The sequence below is a fragment of the Dongia sp. genome (assembly GCF_041909655.1).
In the GTDB taxonomy this organism is placed as follows: Bacteria; Pseudomonadota; Alphaproteobacteria; order Dongiales; family Dongiaceae; genus Dongia.
The window spans coordinates 226,383-242,453 of record NZ_JAYRDA010000002.1 but is presented as its reverse complement, the minus strand read 5'-3'; the positions used below and the strand labels follow the sequence as shown (position 1 = coordinate 242,453).

Annotated in this window: 14 protein-coding genes; 13 read left to right on the top strand and 1 reads right to left on the bottom strand. The window is 59.2% G+C overall.

All coding sequences use genetic code 11. The annotated features are described in order from the left end of the window. Positions 1-21: 21 nt before the first annotated feature. Genes ACE3PR_RS04325 through ACE3PR_RS04305 form a run of 5 tightly spaced genes read left to right on the top strand, consistent with a single transcriptional unit; the run spans position 22 to position 3,396 of the window. Entirely contained in the window at positions 22-537 is a 516-nt protein-coding gene (locus ACE3PR_RS04325; RefSeq protein WP_374368587.1) for a hypothetical protein, read from the top strand. Between the two features lie 39 nt (positions 538-576). Then, positions 577-960: a hypothetical protein gene (locus tag ACE3PR_RS04320; RefSeq protein WP_374368585.1), complete on the top strand. Its 384-nt coding sequence runs from the start codon at positions 577-579 to the stop codon at positions 958-960. Then, positions 957-1,835 carry a ThiF family adenylyltransferase gene (locus ACE3PR_RS04315; RefSeq protein WP_374368583.1) on the top strand — a complete coding sequence of 293 codons (879 nt, stop codon included), beginning with the start codon at positions 957-959 and terminating at the stop codon, positions 1,833-1,835. Before ACE3PR_RS04320 ends, ACE3PR_RS04315 begins: the two co-directional genes overlap by 4 nt. Positions 1,836-1,838: 3 nt before the next feature. After that, positions 1,839-3,065: a hypothetical protein gene (locus ACE3PR_RS04310; protein WP_374368581.1), complete on the top strand. Its 1,227-nt coding sequence runs from the start codon at positions 1,839-1,841 to the stop codon at positions 3,063-3,065. Then, positions 3,049-3,396, top strand: coding sequence for a hypothetical protein (locus ACE3PR_RS04305; RefSeq protein WP_374368579.1), 348 nt, complete (start codon positions 3,049-3,051; stop codon positions 3,394-3,396). The genes ACE3PR_RS04310 and ACE3PR_RS04305 overlap by 17 nt, the downstream gene beginning before the upstream one ends. Before the next feature lie 131 nt (positions 3,397-3,527). On the opposite strand, the gene ACE3PR_RS04300 is transcribed toward ACE3PR_RS04305, so the two are convergent. Further along, entirely contained in the window at positions 3,528-4,994 is a 1,467-nt protein-coding gene (locus ACE3PR_RS04300; RefSeq protein WP_374368577.1) for a toll/interleukin-1 receptor domain-containing protein, read from the bottom strand. 346 nt (positions 4,995-5,340) lie between these two features. Here ACE3PR_RS04300 and ACE3PR_RS04295 point away from each other — a divergent pair, with 346 nt between their 5' ends. The 8 genes from ACE3PR_RS04295 (at position 5,341) to ACE3PR_RS04260 (ending at position 15,499) form a co-directional block, all read left to right on the top strand. Then, positions 5,341-5,799, top strand: a complete 459-nt coding sequence (locus ACE3PR_RS04295) for a hypothetical protein (protein ID WP_374368575.1) — start codon at positions 5,341-5,343, stop codon at positions 5,797-5,799. Further along, a complete protein-coding gene (locus tag ACE3PR_RS04290; RefSeq protein WP_374368573.1) occupies positions 5,796-6,965 on the top strand; it encodes a toll/interleukin-1 receptor domain-containing protein in 1,170 nt (389 codons plus the stop codon). The genes ACE3PR_RS04295 and ACE3PR_RS04290 overlap by 4 nt, the downstream gene beginning before the upstream one ends. After that, complete coding sequence (locus ACE3PR_RS04285; protein ID WP_374368571.1) at positions 6,962-7,810, top strand: hypothetical protein; 849 nt, start codon at positions 6,962-6,964, stop codon at positions 7,808-7,810. Before ACE3PR_RS04290 ends, ACE3PR_RS04285 begins: the two co-directional genes overlap by 4 nt. Positions 7,811-7,849: 39 nt before the next feature. Further along, a complete protein-coding gene (locus ACE3PR_RS04280; RefSeq protein WP_374368569.1) occupies positions 7,850-9,487 on the top strand; it encodes a CBASS cGAMP-activated phospholipase in 1,638 nt (545 codons plus the stop codon). Between the two features lie 190 nt (positions 9,488-9,677). Further along, complete coding sequence (locus tag ACE3PR_RS04275; protein ID WP_374368567.1) at positions 9,678-10,883, top strand: toll/interleukin-1 receptor domain-containing protein; 1,206 nt, start codon at positions 9,678-9,680, stop codon at positions 10,881-10,883. Further along, positions 10,855-11,844 (top strand): AAA family ATPase, encoded by a 990-nt coding sequence (locus tag ACE3PR_RS04270; RefSeq protein WP_374368565.1) that lies wholly within the window; start codon positions 10,855-10,857, stop codon positions 11,842-11,844. The genes ACE3PR_RS04275 and ACE3PR_RS04270 overlap by 29 nt, the downstream gene beginning before the upstream one ends. Further along, positions 11,841-12,821 carry a hypothetical protein gene (locus ACE3PR_RS04265; protein WP_374368563.1) on the top strand — a complete coding sequence of 327 codons (981 nt, stop codon included), beginning with the start codon at positions 11,841-11,843 and terminating at the stop codon, positions 12,819-12,821. The genes ACE3PR_RS04270 and ACE3PR_RS04265 overlap by 4 nt, the downstream gene beginning before the upstream one ends. Next, on the top strand, positions 12,818-15,499 hold the full coding sequence (locus ACE3PR_RS04260; RefSeq protein ID WP_374368561.1) for a hypothetical protein: 2,682 nt from the start codon (positions 12,818-12,820) through the stop codon (positions 15,497-15,499). The genes ACE3PR_RS04265 and ACE3PR_RS04260 overlap by 4 nt, the downstream gene beginning before the upstream one ends. The last annotated feature ends 572 nt before the right edge of the window (positions 15,500-16,071 follow it).

Below are 16,071 nucleotides of genomic sequence, written 5' to 3'. Positions count from 1 at the left end.
TTGCAACGAACTCGTCGCAAAATGAATCTTTTTGGCAAGAAATCGCGCTACCTCAACATCACCCTTCCCATCGGAAAGGGATTGAAAGCGCGGATTGTCGAAAAGCCGGGACTGTGGCTCGACCCAGGCGATCTCACGCGCCTGACACAGGATATCCGAGCAATCGCTTTGACCACATTGGATGCCAAGGAACTCACCTATGGCGTGTTTGATCCCGCAAGCGGTCAATTGGGTCGGTCAATCATCACGTTGGTCTACCAGCGTGGCAATGGCAGCCCTGTTGCCTTCAACGCCCTGCCTGTGATCGAGATTCCGTGGCGGAACTCGATCCGGGAGATTCTGCATCTTGGCCTCGTCATGGTGACGCCGGAAATGCGGGGTCGGAACCTGACGGCCACCCTCTACGGCCTTGCCTGCATTCTGACTTTCGTTCGCAACCAGATGCGACCCATCTGGATCTCGAGTGTTACTCAGGTGCCTGCAGTCTACGGCATGGTCGCGGAAACCTATTCCGGCGTATTTCCAGGACAACTCTAGCGTCCCACCTACGAGCAGACATTGATCGTGCGACGGATCATGTCGGACCATCGACACGTCTTCGGGGTTGGCGCGGAGGTACGTTTCGATGAAGAAAAATTTGTTATCCAAGACGCCTATACAGGCGGATCCGACAATCTCACAAAGTCATTCGAGAGCGCGCCAAAGCACCGCAAGGCGATCTACAACGAAGTCTGTGCGCAAGACCTCGACTATGACCGTGGTGATGATTTTATCCAGATCGGGCGCATCGATCTGAATGCTGCGCGCAAATATCTTACGCGAATCGTGCCACGCAGGTCTGTCGCTGGCGTAGCTGCGGCACTCGTCCTTGTCACCCTGCAACGCATCATTCTGCCCGTGCTTCACTGGTTCGATTCCAGACGCCAATGGGGCGATCTTCGGCCTTGGGGATCTCGATGAACGCAGCTTTCAGCTATGAAGCGTTTTCCGGACGCAATATCGGCTTCGTAACAGCCGACGAGCAGGCGCGGCTCAGGAATGCACGGGTCTTCATTTGCGGCGTCGGGGGGATGGGCGGTGCCTGTATCGCAACGCTGTTGCGAGCAGGCATAGAGCAATATGTTATTGCCGACATTGATACGTTTGAGGTGTCCAATCTCAATCGACAGGTGTTCGCCAATCTAGATACGGTCGGCCAGCACAAGGCCGAGGCGACGGTCACGCTCGGTCAGCGCATCAACCCGCAGGCAAAATTCGAGGTTTTCGGACGCGAATGGATTGAGCAACTTGAAACGGTCCTGGCCAGGGTCGATCTCGTTATCAATGGCATGGATGACATCGCTGCTGGCGTCCAGCTCTATCGGGCGGCCGCGCGTGCCGGATTGGCGGTCATTGATGCCTATGCAGCACCCTTGCCAAGCGTCTATGTGACGACCGCCGCGGATCCACGGCTGGAAGACCGTCTGCACTACCCGACGCGCGGGCTGAAGCCATCAGAATGGACTGAAACGGATATACGACAATCCTTCCTGCAAGAACTGATTTTCGTCATGGCGTGCAGTTCCTCTCGCCATCACATTGACTTGAGTGTGGCAGCGGAGGTGGCCGCTGGCAAGAGATCGCGCATGTCCTTTGCCCCCATGGTGATCACTACAGGCAATCTCATGGCCTACGAGGCCATCGGACAGTTGTTGGGAAGGAAGAGCGCTGCCGGGCCGCTCGGCTATTTCTTCAATCCGCATACGACCGAGGTTGAACGACCACCCTCAGCGCCGTTGCGCTGGCTCAAGCAGAAACTGGCATCCAAGGCGATTGCACAGATGATCGGAGCCTGATCAGTGCTTGGCGCCGATGCCATCCTGGAGTTCTGTGCGGTCGTTGGCCTGATTGCCTATGGCGTGACCTTCCGCGCCGCCCATCCAGCCCAGTACCTGCATCGGTGCCTGGCGGCGCTGTTTATCTCGCTCGGCATCCTGTTGCTGGCCAGAGGCATCTTCAGCCTTACCCAGGAAAAGTTGTTCGCCCATCTGGCGATGGTGGCTGCTTTGTTTCTTCCGCTGATGACGCTGCTCTGCGCGGAAGCCATCCGCCGGGAACATGCGCCGTTGCTCGCAAAGCTCATCGCGGCTGTGGCGCCGTTTGTGCTCGCCCTGTGGCACGTGGCGGAGTGGCGTGGCGCTTCGCCCGATAGCCTGATCCCCCGCAGCTTGATCGTTGTAGAAGCATTTGTGCTCGGTGGCCTGTTGGGCAGCGCTCTCTGGGTTCGGCAGTCTCCGGCTGGCCGCTTGTCAGTGGAAAACCATCGATTTGCTCAGTTCTTCGTTGTTGCCATTCTCTTGGCAATCCCATTCGCGGCGACCGATTTCCAGAACTTCCTGGAACTGCCCGTCCGCATGGGTGCCATTGGTGCGTTGATTGGCGTGCACTTTGCCGTCTGGGTGCCCAACGCTGGGGTCAAGTTTCGACTGGTGCTCTTTCAGCTTCTGGCAATCTTTGTGTTCGCCCTGGTTCTGATTGGCCTCGGCATCCCATGGTTCGGTGATCGCAATTGGATCTTCTTGATTCGGGCCTGGGCGGCAATATCCGGGATTCTGCTGACCGCTGGCATCGCACTCAAATTGACGGCCGATTTTATCCGGCGGCGGAGTAATCGTTTCATTGAGCGATTTCTAGCGTGCGACACTGGGAGCGTTGATGGCTTTCTCGGCACGGCGGCCATGCTGGCACCGTTCACCGACCTGCGGATACTCGAAGCCGAAAGTCTCGCGGATTACGACCACCTTGCGCTGGTGTCCAAGTTATCCGGCGGAAAGGTTGTCAGCTTGCGGGTGTTGAAGCGCCAATCCGAAGCCGATATCTCTGCAGCGATACAAGAGCAAATCATCGACATCCTGGAACATGCCGGAGCGACGCATCTCTGTCTCGTGAGCAGTTCACCCATTCGCCTGGCGCTGTTCACGGCTGGCCCGCTGGCGGACGAAGGCGAGATTCAATCTCAGATCGGCCTCTTCGCACGCACCATCGACCTCATTGCAAGACGGAATCAGTATGCTGACATTGCGTAAGGGTGATTTCGAAGCCTTCTTCCAAGCGCCATTCCAGGCCTATGGCAGCGACAGCCTTTACGTGTCGCCCATGAAGAGCGATCTGAAGCGCTTTCTAGATCCGGCTGTTAACCCGGGCTTTGCCAGTCATGACGATGTTTCCTATTTCACCGTGCATCAATCCGACCGGGTTGTTGGTCGCATCACCGCCCATGTCCATCATGCGTCAAACATCAAGTATGGTATAAAGCGCGCCTATTTCGGCTATTTCGATTGCGCCGACAATCCGCAAGCGGCGGCGATGCTCCTTCATGCGGCCGAAGAATGGGCGGTGGAACGGGGCAAGGGTTAAATTTCAAAGGGGGAGTGAATGCAGCTCGCAACTGCCTTCTGCGTCATCACCCGATCGTCTCGGGGCAGACTTCTGCAAGACAATCAGCCCGAATGCCATGATCAACCCTCAAATAACTCTCTTCCGGAGAGCTACCCATCGCGCGACTCCAGTCCCTGACCTATTTCATCTGCGTACTCTTTAATCGCGAGCTGCAAGAATTCGGCGTTTTGCCCCCGTGTCGCCGTCAGAAAATCCAACACCGCGCGGTGAATACCGTCTCTGGTGAAGTCGGTGATTTCTGTGCCGAGTTCCAGGGAGGCCTGAAGTGCTTCTTTCGCCTTTTGCCAATCGGAGAAGAAGCGCTCAACTCTCGCCTTGTGCTCCGATCCAAATGCGTCGATGAGGGCTTGGGGATCAGTGGCTCCAAACTGTGCGGCCTCGTGCTCAATCCATTCAATGTTGTAAAGTAGCTGCTTACATGCATCGGCAAAGTTGGGCAGCGGCACCTCTGGCCCGAAGACTTTAGTGATCGTGTCAGACCATTTCTCGAAGTATGTGAAGCGCCAACGTGAAGCTAATATTAATGATGTCAGCAGCAAAGAAGATTGAGGTACTCCGACGAAACGCCTGTCGAGCGCTTCAATGAATAGAAGATAGAATCTGCGGTCACCGTTGACGAAGAGCTTGTGTCTCTCAAGTATCGGACGATACACCTTCCCATTCCGCCCTCGCATTGTCACATCATCGCTTGGAAGGCTCAAACTCGCCGCGGCTGTCCGTATGTCGGCTTCAACTTTGTGCATCCATGGGATCACTTTTTGCCCGCCGGGATTGAGAAGTTGTCTCAACGTTTCCCATGTCGTCATAGGCGCTTGAGTCCTGCTCACCGGAAGACTGAGGCCCAAGAGGTCGAAGAACAACGTGGTACCGATGACGACAGAATCTCCCGGTATCTTGTCAAGCCTTTGGTCTCCTATCTTCCTTATGGTGAGCTCAAACCCTATCTGCGCGGGTGTTTCAGATTTCTCGTCGGTTCCGCGAGCCAATGCGAAGGCGTTTGCGATAAGCTTTGCGCATAGCGCGATGTTGTTGCTGTACGCAGCGGGCTCAGATGATTCGTGAGCTGGCGTGTACAGACCTTTATAGAGGCAGAAGTCCTGTAAGAATCGTCCAACGGCCGATCGGAACCAAAAGTTTACTTCGTCAGTGGATACAGCGACCTTATCGGCTTCAACAACATTATCGACGGGCGGAACCTGAGTGTTTTGGCCATCGCGTAGTATTATCGGCAATTTCTCATCGTCTACGTCGTACAATGCCATCACACGTTTATCCGGCGATTGCACGTGTAGCTGCAGGAAGGTCCCAATTTCATAACCGCAATAGACGCTTTGGTCCCCCGTAAACACGGGAATGAGCCAATCCTTGTTCGCGAGATTCTCGTCTATGATTGGCTTCCAAGCCTGTCCTCTGGGGATGTCTCTCGCATCAAGAAAACATTTGAGGGCAGGTTTTCCTTCACCGCGACTCGCTAGGAAAGCTAACTGAGCAAGAACCGTTTCACCAATGATTCGATCGTCATGATGATAGCTAAGGAATGCTGTTGATTGCGACATGCTCCTTCTCCCCGCGTCATTCTCTTCAACATCAATGGTTGAATAGAACTAGAAACTCCAGGGAAATCAATCATAGGCCGTTGCCAGCACCTTCGTGTAAACTGTGGTGGGCGTTCACCTTTGTTAACAGACGCAAGATCATGTACTGCCGCTACACGCGAGGTCTCGCACCTCGGCGCTCGATCTTTCCTGCTCACCCCTAATCGGCGGCGTCAGGTCCTGATATCGCGGCGGTCCCTTGAGCACTATGCGATCCTCTGCTACTTTAGCGAGATGCAGCCGGGGGTATTGCGTCCTGGCGACGAGGCCAATTTCTGCTCTCTGTCTTCTGGTCGGGGGAAGCGCGATGAATAGCAACCCGTCTCCGCTGGCGCCGGCCAACGATCCCGCCGTCACAAGTCATATCAGCCTGCTGCAGGCGATCATCAATCGGCTCGCAAACAACTCGGCCTCCTGCAAGACTTGGTGCCTCACCCTAGTCAGCGCGCTGCTGAGCCTTTCCGGCGCCACCAAGAATCCCGCGATTGCGACCGCTGCGCTTATCCCGGTTGTGATCTTCTGCTTCGTCGATGTGATGTACCTGGCGCAAGAGAAGGCCTACCGGGCGCTCTATAACGACGTGGTCACCGCCATCCGGAACGGCTCATACGGTCCGGGACGTGTATTCGACGCCAAGGCAACGCGCACTTCAGGCCATATTTGGGCGGCACTTCAATCCTGGTCGATCTGGCCGATCTACGGCGGCTTGATTGCCGCCTATATCCTGGCGCAATCGCTGGGTTGGCTGGACCGGCTGGCGAAATGACGGACTTCGCCGTCGTCCTGATTGGCGGCAGCCATGACGCGCGGTCCGATCCGCTTGCGCAGGCGCTCTATCATCGCGCCGCCGATCTTGCCGGCTGCGGGGAGAATTTCAGCGTTCTGAGCGAGCTGGGTTTCTCTGCGCCGGGTACGAACACCCGCGCGGTGGCGGTCATTTTCTGTCACAAGGCAATGGCCGGTGACTCGCTTGCCGCGATCGATACCTGCCGTACAGCCGGGATACCCATGGTTCCCGTCGTCGCCGATCTCACCACCTTTACCGATGTCGCGCCGGAAGCGGTGAAGGACTTCAACGGTTTTGAGCTGAAGGACGACTCGGCTGACGCAGGGTTCGAAGGCGACATCTCGGAACTTGCCGGCTTCGTCCTGGAGATGCTCGGCCTGCAGCGTACCAAGCGCAAGATCTTCATCAGCTATGCGCGCCGCGACGCGACCAATGTCGCCTTGCAGCTGAGGCAAGCGTTCTCCGCGCGATTCTATTCGGTCTTCCTCGACACGGTCGCGATCCGCCCGGGCGCGATGTTCCAAGAAGAATTGCTGCAGGAACTCGCCGACAGCGACGTCGTTGTTCTCCTCAACAGCCCGAGCATCAAGAACCGCCCGTATGTGCAAAAGGAGATCGCGTTTGCCGATCAGGCCGGCCTCGGCGGCGTTCAAGTGGTGTGGCCGGATGTGGCTCCCCTGCGCGAGGGTGCGTTTTTTTCGCCAGTTCAGCTGGAGAGCCAGACAGCCGCCGTTGCCGGTGGGAACGTGGACAAGCTGACACCCAAAGGCCTGCTCGAAGTCGTGCGCCGCGTCGCCGACCTGCGCACCAAGCTGCAGCAGATGCGCGAAGAGCATGTCGTCAAGCACGTCCGGGAATATGCACAAGCCAACGGTTGGCAGATGCTGCGCTACCTCGGGCGTCACATCGAATTGCGCAAGGGCTCGGATCGAATGCATCTCAACCTGGCCCTGGGCGTGCCGACCAGCCAAGACATCGAGCAGACCGTGCGGTCGGCACACCCGCAGCCACCTGCGGGTCGCCTGGTCTATCACCCGCTCGGCATCACCAGCCGGCAGGCGGAGCATCTTGAATTCCTGCGCGCGAAGCTGGGGCTGGAATACCTCGACCCGACGACCGCGCTGCAATGGGACATCCTCCCGTGACCGCACCGATCTTTCTTTCCGCCAGCGAGCCCGATCCGCGGAGAAACCCGGAATATTGGGACAGCCGCAATCTGCTGAACGTGCGTGAGGCCGTGCGCGCCTTTTGCGGGCACGTTCTGCCACGCTTTCCGGTCGTCTTCGGCGGCCATCCGGCGGTCACACCGCTGGTGAAGAATATTGCAGCGCGCATCGCGCATGATGCGCAGATGGGTGCGCGCGAAGCGAAGGCGCCGGCCCCGCCGCGCGTTTTGACGTTTCAATCCGGCGCGTTTGTTGACCGCGAAAGTTCGGTGGAAGAGGTAATCACGCCCGCAGTGGATGGCAGCGGTCGCGAAACCATGCACGGGACGGGGATGCGCAACGAGAGCCTGCTGCTGATGCGCTACGAGATGCTTGGATCTCAGCGAGCCTCGGCGTTCCCTATCAACCCCGGCATAGAGCGATATATCTGGATTTTGGAGCGTAAAGCTGACGGGTTCGGCGCTCAGCGCAGCAGGCGGCTTGGCACCGAAGAGTTCACGGCTGCCGTCTTCATTGGCGGAATGGAGGGGGTGGTGCGGGAGTTTCGCATCTTTCGCAGCTTTCACCCAAATACGCCGGCCTTCCCGATCGCCACGACCGGGTCGGCCTGTGTCGGGTTGCTGAACGCCGTCCGGGAGAATCTTTTCCCTCCACTTTGGGAACAGCTTCGAGAGGAAACCGCCTACAGCCTGTTGATGCAGAAGATCCTGCCGCCCGATATTGCCACGGGCAAGCAACAACTCTGGCGCGGGGAAGAGTGGTCTTCTGTCACGATTGAAGATCACATCGATCCGCCGGAGATGAATCGCTCTATCGGGAAGTGACGGCAGAAAGGTTGCCGATCGGGGTTATCGGGAGGAGACATGGCACAACTTGGACCATTGAAGGGCGCGCGGATCTGGCTGTCCGCGTCCAATCCGCCTGGGCTCACGAACGAGCGCGCGCTGGCCTTGCAAAAATTCGTGACGGACCTCAGCACCGGCATCTTCCGCGCCGGCGGATCGATCATTCACGGCAGCCACCCATTCATCGTGCCGCCGCTCCTCGAAGCCGCGAAGCGTCACCAGGAAGCCCTTGGCACGCGCGACTGCCTTGAACTCGCCGCTTCCGAGGTCTTTTCCAAGGATTATGCAGACAGCCTCGAGACCTGGCGCGCCCACAGCATCGTAAACATTGTCCCGGCCGTCGGAAATGATCGGGGTCCGAGCCTGACACGCCTGCGCCAGTGGATGGTCGCCCGTTGCGATGCTATCGTCAGCATCGGCGGAAAGTGGTGGGAGGAGAACTCTGCAGCAGCAGGAATAGCGGAGGAGTTCGAGTTGGCGCGGGAGCGGGGACTGCCCGGGTTTCTGCTCGGCGGCTTGGGAGGCGCGGCGGCAGGATACCTCGATGCCCATCCGGAGGTGTTGCGCGCGCTGACCAACGGCCTCGCGCCCGAGGAAAACCGGCAACTGGCCTTGGAAGCGGACGTGACGATGCTGGCCGGTCGTGTGGTCGAGCAACTCTGTCGGCTGCCGTTGGTGCGTGGCGAACCGCCGGTTGGCGCGACGTTCCGGATCCTCGCTCTCGATGGCGGCGGCATAAAGGGCACCTTCACTGCGGCGGTGCTGAAGAAGTGGGAGGAACTGCTGCAATGCAAGATTGCCGACCACTTCGATCTGATCGCCGGCACTTCCACCGGCGGTATCCTGGCGCTGGGGCTCGGCATGGGGCTGAATGCAGCCGACCTGGTTGAATTCTATGAGCAGCGCGGGCCCACGGTCTTTCCACTGACGAGCGTGGGCCGTAAGGCAAGATACCTAATGCGGCAGCTCATTCGTCCAAAATTCTCTCAGGACGCCTTGCGGGCCGAACTGGAGCGCGCATTCAAGGATGCACCCGGCAAGCAGCTGAGTGACTCGGTATGCCGACTGGTGATCCCGTCGCTCAAGGCGCGAACCGGTGCGGTTCATGCCTTCCGCACAAACCATCACCCGGATCTGATCGCGGATCGGAACCGTTCGCCGATCGATTTGGCACTCGCCACCGCCGCGGCGCCGACCTACTTCCGCGCGGCCTCGGTCGACGACAGTGCGTACATCGATGGCGGAGTCTGGGCGAATAATCCAACACTCGCGGCCGTCGTGGAAGCCGTATCGTTCCTGCATGTGCCGCTCAACCGCGTCGATGTGCTGAGTATAGGGACGACTTCGCAACCTTATGCCGGGCAGGCCCTGAATGCCGGCATCACCGGGTGGCTCGGGGGCGTCCGCATCATTCAATTGCTGATGCATGCCCAGGCGCAAGGAACGCTGATGCTGGCATCCCGCCTGACTGGGATTCCGCGCATGCTGCGGGTGGATGAGATGCTGGTGCCCGGGCGGGTCAGCCTGGACGGCATCCATCGCATCGGCGAACTCAAGGGTTACGGATACAGCGTCGCCGAAGAGCCTGAAACCCTCGCTGCCGTCAAAGCGCGGTTCTTGAATGGCATCCATGTGGGACCTTGGCCGCGGTATTGAGCCGACGCGGCGGATGGGCACGAGGCCCGGCACGACCTTGACTTGCAATAAAGCGGCAATGTACAATCCTCGATACGCCAAATGAGCATCGGGGGACTCGGTGGAAGTCGGCCGCATCGTTCGTCGTAATGCTGGTGTCCACGCTCTCGCCGCCCGCCTGCGCGGCGGAGTCATTTTAGGCTAACGGGCGATGGCGAGAAGGCCGCGTCTGTTTATCAGCCACAGCACGCCAGACTTGGCGAAAGAAATCGCCGCAGAGCTCGAAGCGGATTACGAGATTCTACTCGACCGCACGGCGCTGGAGGCGGGTGGCGATTGGCGCTCGACGCTCAACGTTTGGATAGGTACTTGCGATGCGGCGGTGATTATGATCACCCCGGAATCGATAGCGTCACCCTTCTGCCAATACGAGTGGGCGCTGCTGTCCTATCGCCATAAGCAGTACAAGCTACCGCTCGTTCCTATCTACCATGGCAGTGTGCCCAAGGAGATCGCAGGCAGAGCCGATCAGATTTGCGCGATCAGCGGCATCGGTTCTCAGGATTTCGCCAGCAAAGCAAAAATTGCTCGGAAGGTGAAGGAACTCCTCTCCGTTGAGAACCTGAACGAACACACCGATGGGCAGATCGTGTTGCTCGCTACATACCTCCAGAGCGGGTTGCTCAACGATAGTACCATCGATGTCGTGGCTAATGACGCCAATCTCCATTTAGGCGCCTGGAACCTCACCGGTACCAAATGGTCAACGTTTGCGCTCAAGCTGATGGGGCTCGGTATTGCGGGCGGTTGGCAAGCATTGCGGAAGCTGCAACCCTACTTTGTTGCGCGCCAGGAAATCTTCAACGAAGTCTTCGATCTAATAGCCTTCTGCTCCTGGTTGGATGTCAGCGCGGTGGAGCAGGTAAAGTGTTGCGCCAAGGGCAATCCGAGGGGCCCGAATCCAATCGGGCTCAACGCAAAAGAACCACGAACCGCCAATTGCTACATCTTGCGCGCGAGCGGATTGGTCCCCAGCAAACACTGGAAAGTAGCAACCGCGCTGGACGCATTCGCCGATTATCCGCACCTTGAAGTGAGTATTCAGGAGGCGCTGAAAGAGGCGCTCGATGTTGATAGTCCAGGAACTGAGAGATTGAAGGCGCGCCTCGACGCCCGTCGCGCGCTCAATGAACCCATCTTTGTCATACTCGAAGCGGACGGCCTGGACCCTAGATGGATCCAGAAACTACTCGCGACGCCGCTGTTCAACGGAGTCAGCTTTTTGGTCTTGGCCGCAGATGCGGGAAAGTTTGTCGGGCTATTGGAGCCTGATGCCTGGCTCAAACCACCGCTTCCGCCGAAACTTGAGGACGAGGTCTGGAACAATTATGAAGAAGCCAAAGCAATCCTCGCGTAAGTTCGAGCCGAACAATGTTGAGCGGCACGGCGAAACGACGGGTTTCGGTGATCTCCGGAGCGGCGCGCTCTATGTCTACAGCGATCGGATTAAACTCGCGGTGCGCGTCGCGCTGGCGACCGGCCGTCCACTGCTGGTACGCGGGGATCCCGGCTGGGGCAAGTCGTCGCTCGCGCCGGCGGTCGCAAAGTACAAGGGGTGGCGCTATGTCGAGAAAGTGATCTCGTCGCGCACGCAGGCGCGTGAGCTGATGTCGGAACTCGATCTTGTTCGCCGCCTGAGCGATGCGCAGGCTCAGGGAAAAGTGGATGCCGATTGGCGCCGCTATATCAATCCTGGGGTTCTTTGGGACGCTTTCGACCCATTGGGTGCTGAGCGGCAGCGGCGCTATTTCGCGCAGAAGGAGACTGCGGCCGACAAGTCCGAGGCATCAATGGAGCAGCCGATTAGTCCGGCGGTCGTGCTGCTGGATGAGATGGACAAGGCCGATCCCGATGTGCCGAACAACCTTCTGGTGGCATTGGGGGCGCTGCAGTTCGATGTAGAGGAGATTCCCCAGACCGTGAAGGCACGAGCGGATGCCGTGCCCTTGATTATCATCACCAGCAACGACGAACGCGACCTGCCGCGCGCTTTCCTCCGGCGCTGCGTTGAGGTCACGCTTCCAGCCTTTGACGGAGAGGATCTAAATGGCAGCCAGCGGAAAGCGCTGCTGGTGAAGATTGGAGCGGAGCATCTGCAGGGTCAGCTCAAGCTGACCGACGTGCAGAGAATCGCAGATGTTGTCGCTCCGGCCGGCAACGATCCGGTGGGCGTGGCAACGGCGCTTCCCAGTCCCGCGGAGTTCATCGACATATTGCGCGCAGTCCATGAGCTCTATGGTGCGAACGCTCCGACCACGGACATCGCGGCTGTAGTCGCCATAGCGGGGCGCAAGCCCAGTTTCGGCGCCGTGGGATGACAACGGCCCGCGCTGAAATCTCGCTGGCGGATCTCCTGCGGGCCATCGCAGTCATCCGCCCGGAGAACGACGCGGAGACGCGGGCAATCGCCGCCCTGCTTGGCTTCGATCCGGCGATTCCGGGCGCGGAAATGGCAACGCGCTCGGCCGCGGTGCCGGACCTGCCCAAAGATTCGCCGTTTCCGCGCCATACCCAACCTGTTCCACTACCACCACCGGTGACACCACCCACGCCGCCGGATCCAGACAGCACCGGCGGTTCGATCAGGATCTCCGAGCGGCGGCGATCCTCCCGATCGGCGCCGGCTTGGCTGGCCAACACGGCCGCAATGAAATCCGGCGCGTTGCGGGAGGCGCATGCTCCGGCGCCGCTCTTTCAGCCGCGCTGGGTGCGCGCACTGCTCGGTGCCAGTCTCGCCGCGCGCCGGCCGATCGGACCTCCCGATCTGACGCGGGCGGTCGAGACCCTTGCGCGCGGCGAGGCGCTGCGGGTGCTGCCGCGCCAACCCATTCTCACCATGGCCGCCGGAGTCCAGGTGATGATCGATATCGGCGAGCGCATGCAGCCCTTCTGGCACGATCGCGCGAATCTGATCCGGGATCTCAGGCGCGTCGTCGGCAGCGACAGCATCGATTTCCTGCAGTGCAAGGGCACCCCGGAACGGACCCGGCGCAACGACGCGGAAGATTGGGAAGCCTATCTGACGCAGCAGCCGCCACGGTTCGGTGCCTGCATGTTGATCGTCTCTGATTTCGGGCTCGGCGCGATCAGTGATGCGCATGGCGCCAGCCCGCATACCTGGATTGCGTTCGCCCGGCAGCTGGCCAGGCGCGGCCATCGCGTGGTCGGCTTCGTGCCCTTCCCTCCGGCACGCTGGCCAGACTCCCTGGCGCGCGCCATAGACCTGGTGGCCTGGGACAGGGGCTCGACGGTCGGCCGCATCAGTGCGATGCGCCGGGCTGAGGAGGCGACATGACCGACGACGCCGCGCGTCGAATCTCGCGGTTGTCGGCGCAGAATGCACAGGCGGTGGACCTCGCACGCCTGCTGTCGTTCGCGACGCTGATCGATCCCGCACTGATGCGCGCGACCCGCCTGGAGATGCTGCCCAGCGCGGATGTCGGGGTGGAGGTCGACCTCTGGTTCAGCACGCTAGTACAGACGCGCAGTCGCGATGGCATAGTCTTGTTCCCGGAAGTTGCTGAGAACTTGCGGGCCGGCTTGGCGCGTCCCGATGCGGAACGTGCCTGGCGCATCGTGGAGCGGTTGCACGACTTCCTGCCGCCAGCGGTGCAGCTTGAGGAGCGCCTCAATTTCCTGTCGACCGACGTCGCGAAAAATCGAACGGAGATCGAGCAGCTACTGCACTCGGCGGTCTCCGCATTGATTGCGCCCCAGCGCGACGACGTGGCCAATTGGGCCGGTCGCGCGATCCGCAGGCTGGCACCGTCTATTCGGGCCACTGAAGGCGCGACAATGCTGGCCGCCGCGAGCGACCTGCGGCTGGGCCGCTCTGGCACGCTTAAGCAATACATCCACAGCGACGCGATTCCCGACTGGTTCTCATCCATCGTCCCGTCGGGATTGAAGCCGGTGACACTCGGCGTCTCGCTTGCGTCGGAGGGTCTGATCTTCGACCCGCTCGCCGGCGATGCGGGAACTCATATAACTGTCCCCGACACCCATCCGCGCTTGGTGGAGATCCGCGCCGGAGGCCGAACCCAGGTGGTCGCGGTCGAAGCGAAGACTCCGCTGCATGTGCCGCTCTGGACTGACCGAGGCTCCATTGAGCTCACGACGATCGACGGCGAGACCTTCGTTCTGGAGCGCACCGGCGCAGGGCCTTCTCAGAGCAGACTGTTCGGCAAGGTCTACGCCAACTGCAACCAGATGGTGATCGTTTGGCACATGGATCGACCGATCAAGGAGCTGCTCGGTTTCGCGATAGAGCGCGTGGACGAAAGCGGCGAGAGTGAGTTCATCTCAAATCCGGCGGTACAACGCACCGGCGAGACTCAGTCAGCATTCCCCCCGCCGTTTCAGCGATACATAGCGATTGATCGCCCGCCTCGGCGCCAAGCGCGCTATGCCTATCGCATCATACCGGTCGGCGGCACTCCCCGGAACTTTGCTCTGTTGCGGGCATTGGAGACGCAAACCGAAAAGGCCGACATGACGGAGCAGCGCGGCCCCATTTCCGTCTTCTTCACGATCAATAATGCTGGACAGCGCCCCTCCACACCGCGGGACGCGATCGACACTTCGCCCGGACCAGTGTCCGGCAGCGAATTGCGGCAGGCCGTGCTCTCATTGCTGGAGACCGCCTTTGTGAGAAGGACCGAGCTCTATGCGGCACTCCCAAATCTGACCGACCCAGAATTGATTGCGACCCTTCGCCGTTTCGGAAGTCGGGCGCAGATCATAATGATGCAACCCGAGAGCGAAACGCGATCAAATAAGTATGGAGAGGGTCAGGTTGTCGGGCGTAGAACGGATCTAGGCACCACAACGAGCTTTATTGTTACCTGCGATTCGAAGGGCGCCCCCAGGACGGTGTGGATCGGAAACCTTCAATGGGCTCCACATCCCGATCGTTTGGATTCGAGTGGGCTCATCATTGAAGACCAGGCGATTGCAGAACGGTATCTGCGCCAATGGCAATTGTTTCGAAGCGATCCGTCACGCTCAACCACTCAGACGAACAATGCCGGATTAAACCAATTTTTTCTCAGCGACCGCTCGAATGTGCAAGTTCAGTTCCTGCCACAGGGTCGCGGTAATGGCTCGGACATCGTTCGAAGCCTTATGATGCGTGCCCGAACAGGCGTCCTATTTGCGACAGTTATCGATGTAGCTCCGTCCATCGCTCGCGAAGTTGCTCCTTTGCGTCAGCGAGGTGTCTACGTCGCTGGAATTGAGCGATCCCCGGGACGGGGAGGAGGACTCCGAATATTTCAGCATCAGACTGAAACGTTCGTGCCGTCAACGCGCCTCTCTTCGATCTCGGATTCACTCGGCAAAGTGTCCGACCTGCCTCGGTCACGCAGTGTGCAACTGATTGTCATTGATCCATTCACTGATAGTCCGGTAGTGATCACCGGTTCGTTTACTCTCGGTGAGGCTGCGATACCCAAAGGCAATTCTGATTTGCTAATCATTGAGGGCAACCGGAATCTTGCTGAACAGTGTGCGGTCCATATCCGTGGCTTGGTCGAGTATTACACTCACCTGCCCAGGACGGTGCGCGCATCGAAACCCGCGCCCTCGCGGTCGGATGCTCGCTGGCAAGAAGAACAAAGGCGCGGTGCGCGCGGGTTGGAGATCTCGTTCTGGATGGGCACGCTTGGCGCCGCGACGGAAGCCGGGGCGCCACTCGATCCAGTCGCGCCAGCAGCCCAAAAGGAGCCAGCGTCCCGACAGAAGAAAGCCAGCCGACGGACGAAAGCAAAGGCCAAACCTAAAACCCAGACAAAAGCAAAAACAAAAACAAAAGCGAAAACCAAAACACCAGCGGCCAAAAAGCGGGTAGTCCAAACTCCGCCCTTTCAGTCAAAGGTGCGTACAAAGAAAACGAAGGCGGGCGGCGGCGCCTCATCCAGAAGCAGCGGCCGGCGCTGGTTGTCGAAGAAAAGCGCAAAGAAAAAAAGGAAATAGCCTGGAGCGGGCTTAGGAAATTTACTCAGCGTTCGAAGCAAAGGTTGGCTACTCAAGGGCAGTGATCGTGCCTGTGACACAGGCATGTGACACATTCCCGCCCTCAGCGATATGACTCCGTTGATTTTATTGGCCTTTCTGGGACGGCTGCGCGCCCTAGTCCCCAGCCAACATCGCATCAATAAACTGACATCAGTGGTGTTTTTCGCTTCGAGCCACCGGCTCTTCGGATCGGAAGCTCCCAATGCCCCCACAAGTCACCCACATCACGCGGAAACGGGGCGTCTACTACTACCGGAGCCGATTGCCCCAGCATCTCGGCGGTGAGGTCTCGCTGTCGCTGCGCCCGAAGAGCATCCAAGCCTCACTCTGCTTCGATCGAATTCCCCCTCGAGGATATCTATCGGTTTGCGCACGGCGCGGAGATTGCAGAAACGATCACGCTGAAGGCAATTGAAACGCGTCTGATGATTTGGCGGAAAAACGGGACCGCAAAGATCACATCTGTTTCGCCCGACGTATTTGAAGCGCTGGAGGCGTTGATACGCGGAGAGAAACTTGCCTCTGCATGC

Coding starts and splice junctions, on each gene's coding strand:
- ACE3PR_RS04300 (WP_374368577.1), bottom strand. CDS start 4,994: ATGTCGCAATCAACAGCATTCCTTAGCTATCATCATGACGATCGAATC.
- ACE3PR_RS04325 (WP_374368587.1), top strand. CDS start 22: ATGAATCTTTTTGGCAAGAAATCGCGCTACCTCAACATCACCCTTCCC.
- ACE3PR_RS04275 (WP_374368567.1), top strand. CDS start 9,678: ATGGCGAGAAGGCCGCGTCTGTTTATCAGCCACAGCACGCCAGACTTG.
- ACE3PR_RS04320 (WP_374368585.1), top strand. CDS start 577: ATGTCGGACCATCGACACGTCTTCGGGGTTGGCGCGGAGGTACGTTTC.
- ACE3PR_RS04270 (WP_374368565.1), top strand. CDS start 10,855: ATGAAGAAGCCAAAGCAATCCTCGCGTAAGTTCGAGCCGAACAATGTT.
- ACE3PR_RS04295 (WP_374368575.1), top strand. CDS start 5,341: ATGAATAGCAACCCGTCTCCGCTGGCGCCGGCCAACGATCCCGCCGTC.
- ACE3PR_RS04260 (WP_374368561.1), top strand. CDS start 12,818: ATGACCGACGACGCCGCGCGTCGAATCTCGCGGTTGTCGGCGCAGAAT.
- ACE3PR_RS04290 (WP_374368573.1), top strand. CDS start 5,796: ATGACGGACTTCGCCGTCGTCCTGATTGGCGGCAGCCATGACGCGCGG.
- ACE3PR_RS04265 (WP_374368563.1), top strand. CDS start 11,841: ATGACAACGGCCCGCGCTGAAATCTCGCTGGCGGATCTCCTGCGGGCC.
- ACE3PR_RS04280 (WP_374368569.1), top strand. CDS start 7,850: ATGGCACAACTTGGACCATTGAAGGGCGCGCGGATCTGGCTGTCCGCG.
- ACE3PR_RS04315 (WP_374368583.1), top strand. CDS start 957: ATGAACGCAGCTTTCAGCTATGAAGCGTTTTCCGGACGCAATATCGGC.
- ACE3PR_RS04305 (WP_374368579.1), top strand. CDS start 3,049: ATGCTGACATTGCGTAAGGGTGATTTCGAAGCCTTCTTCCAAGCGCCA.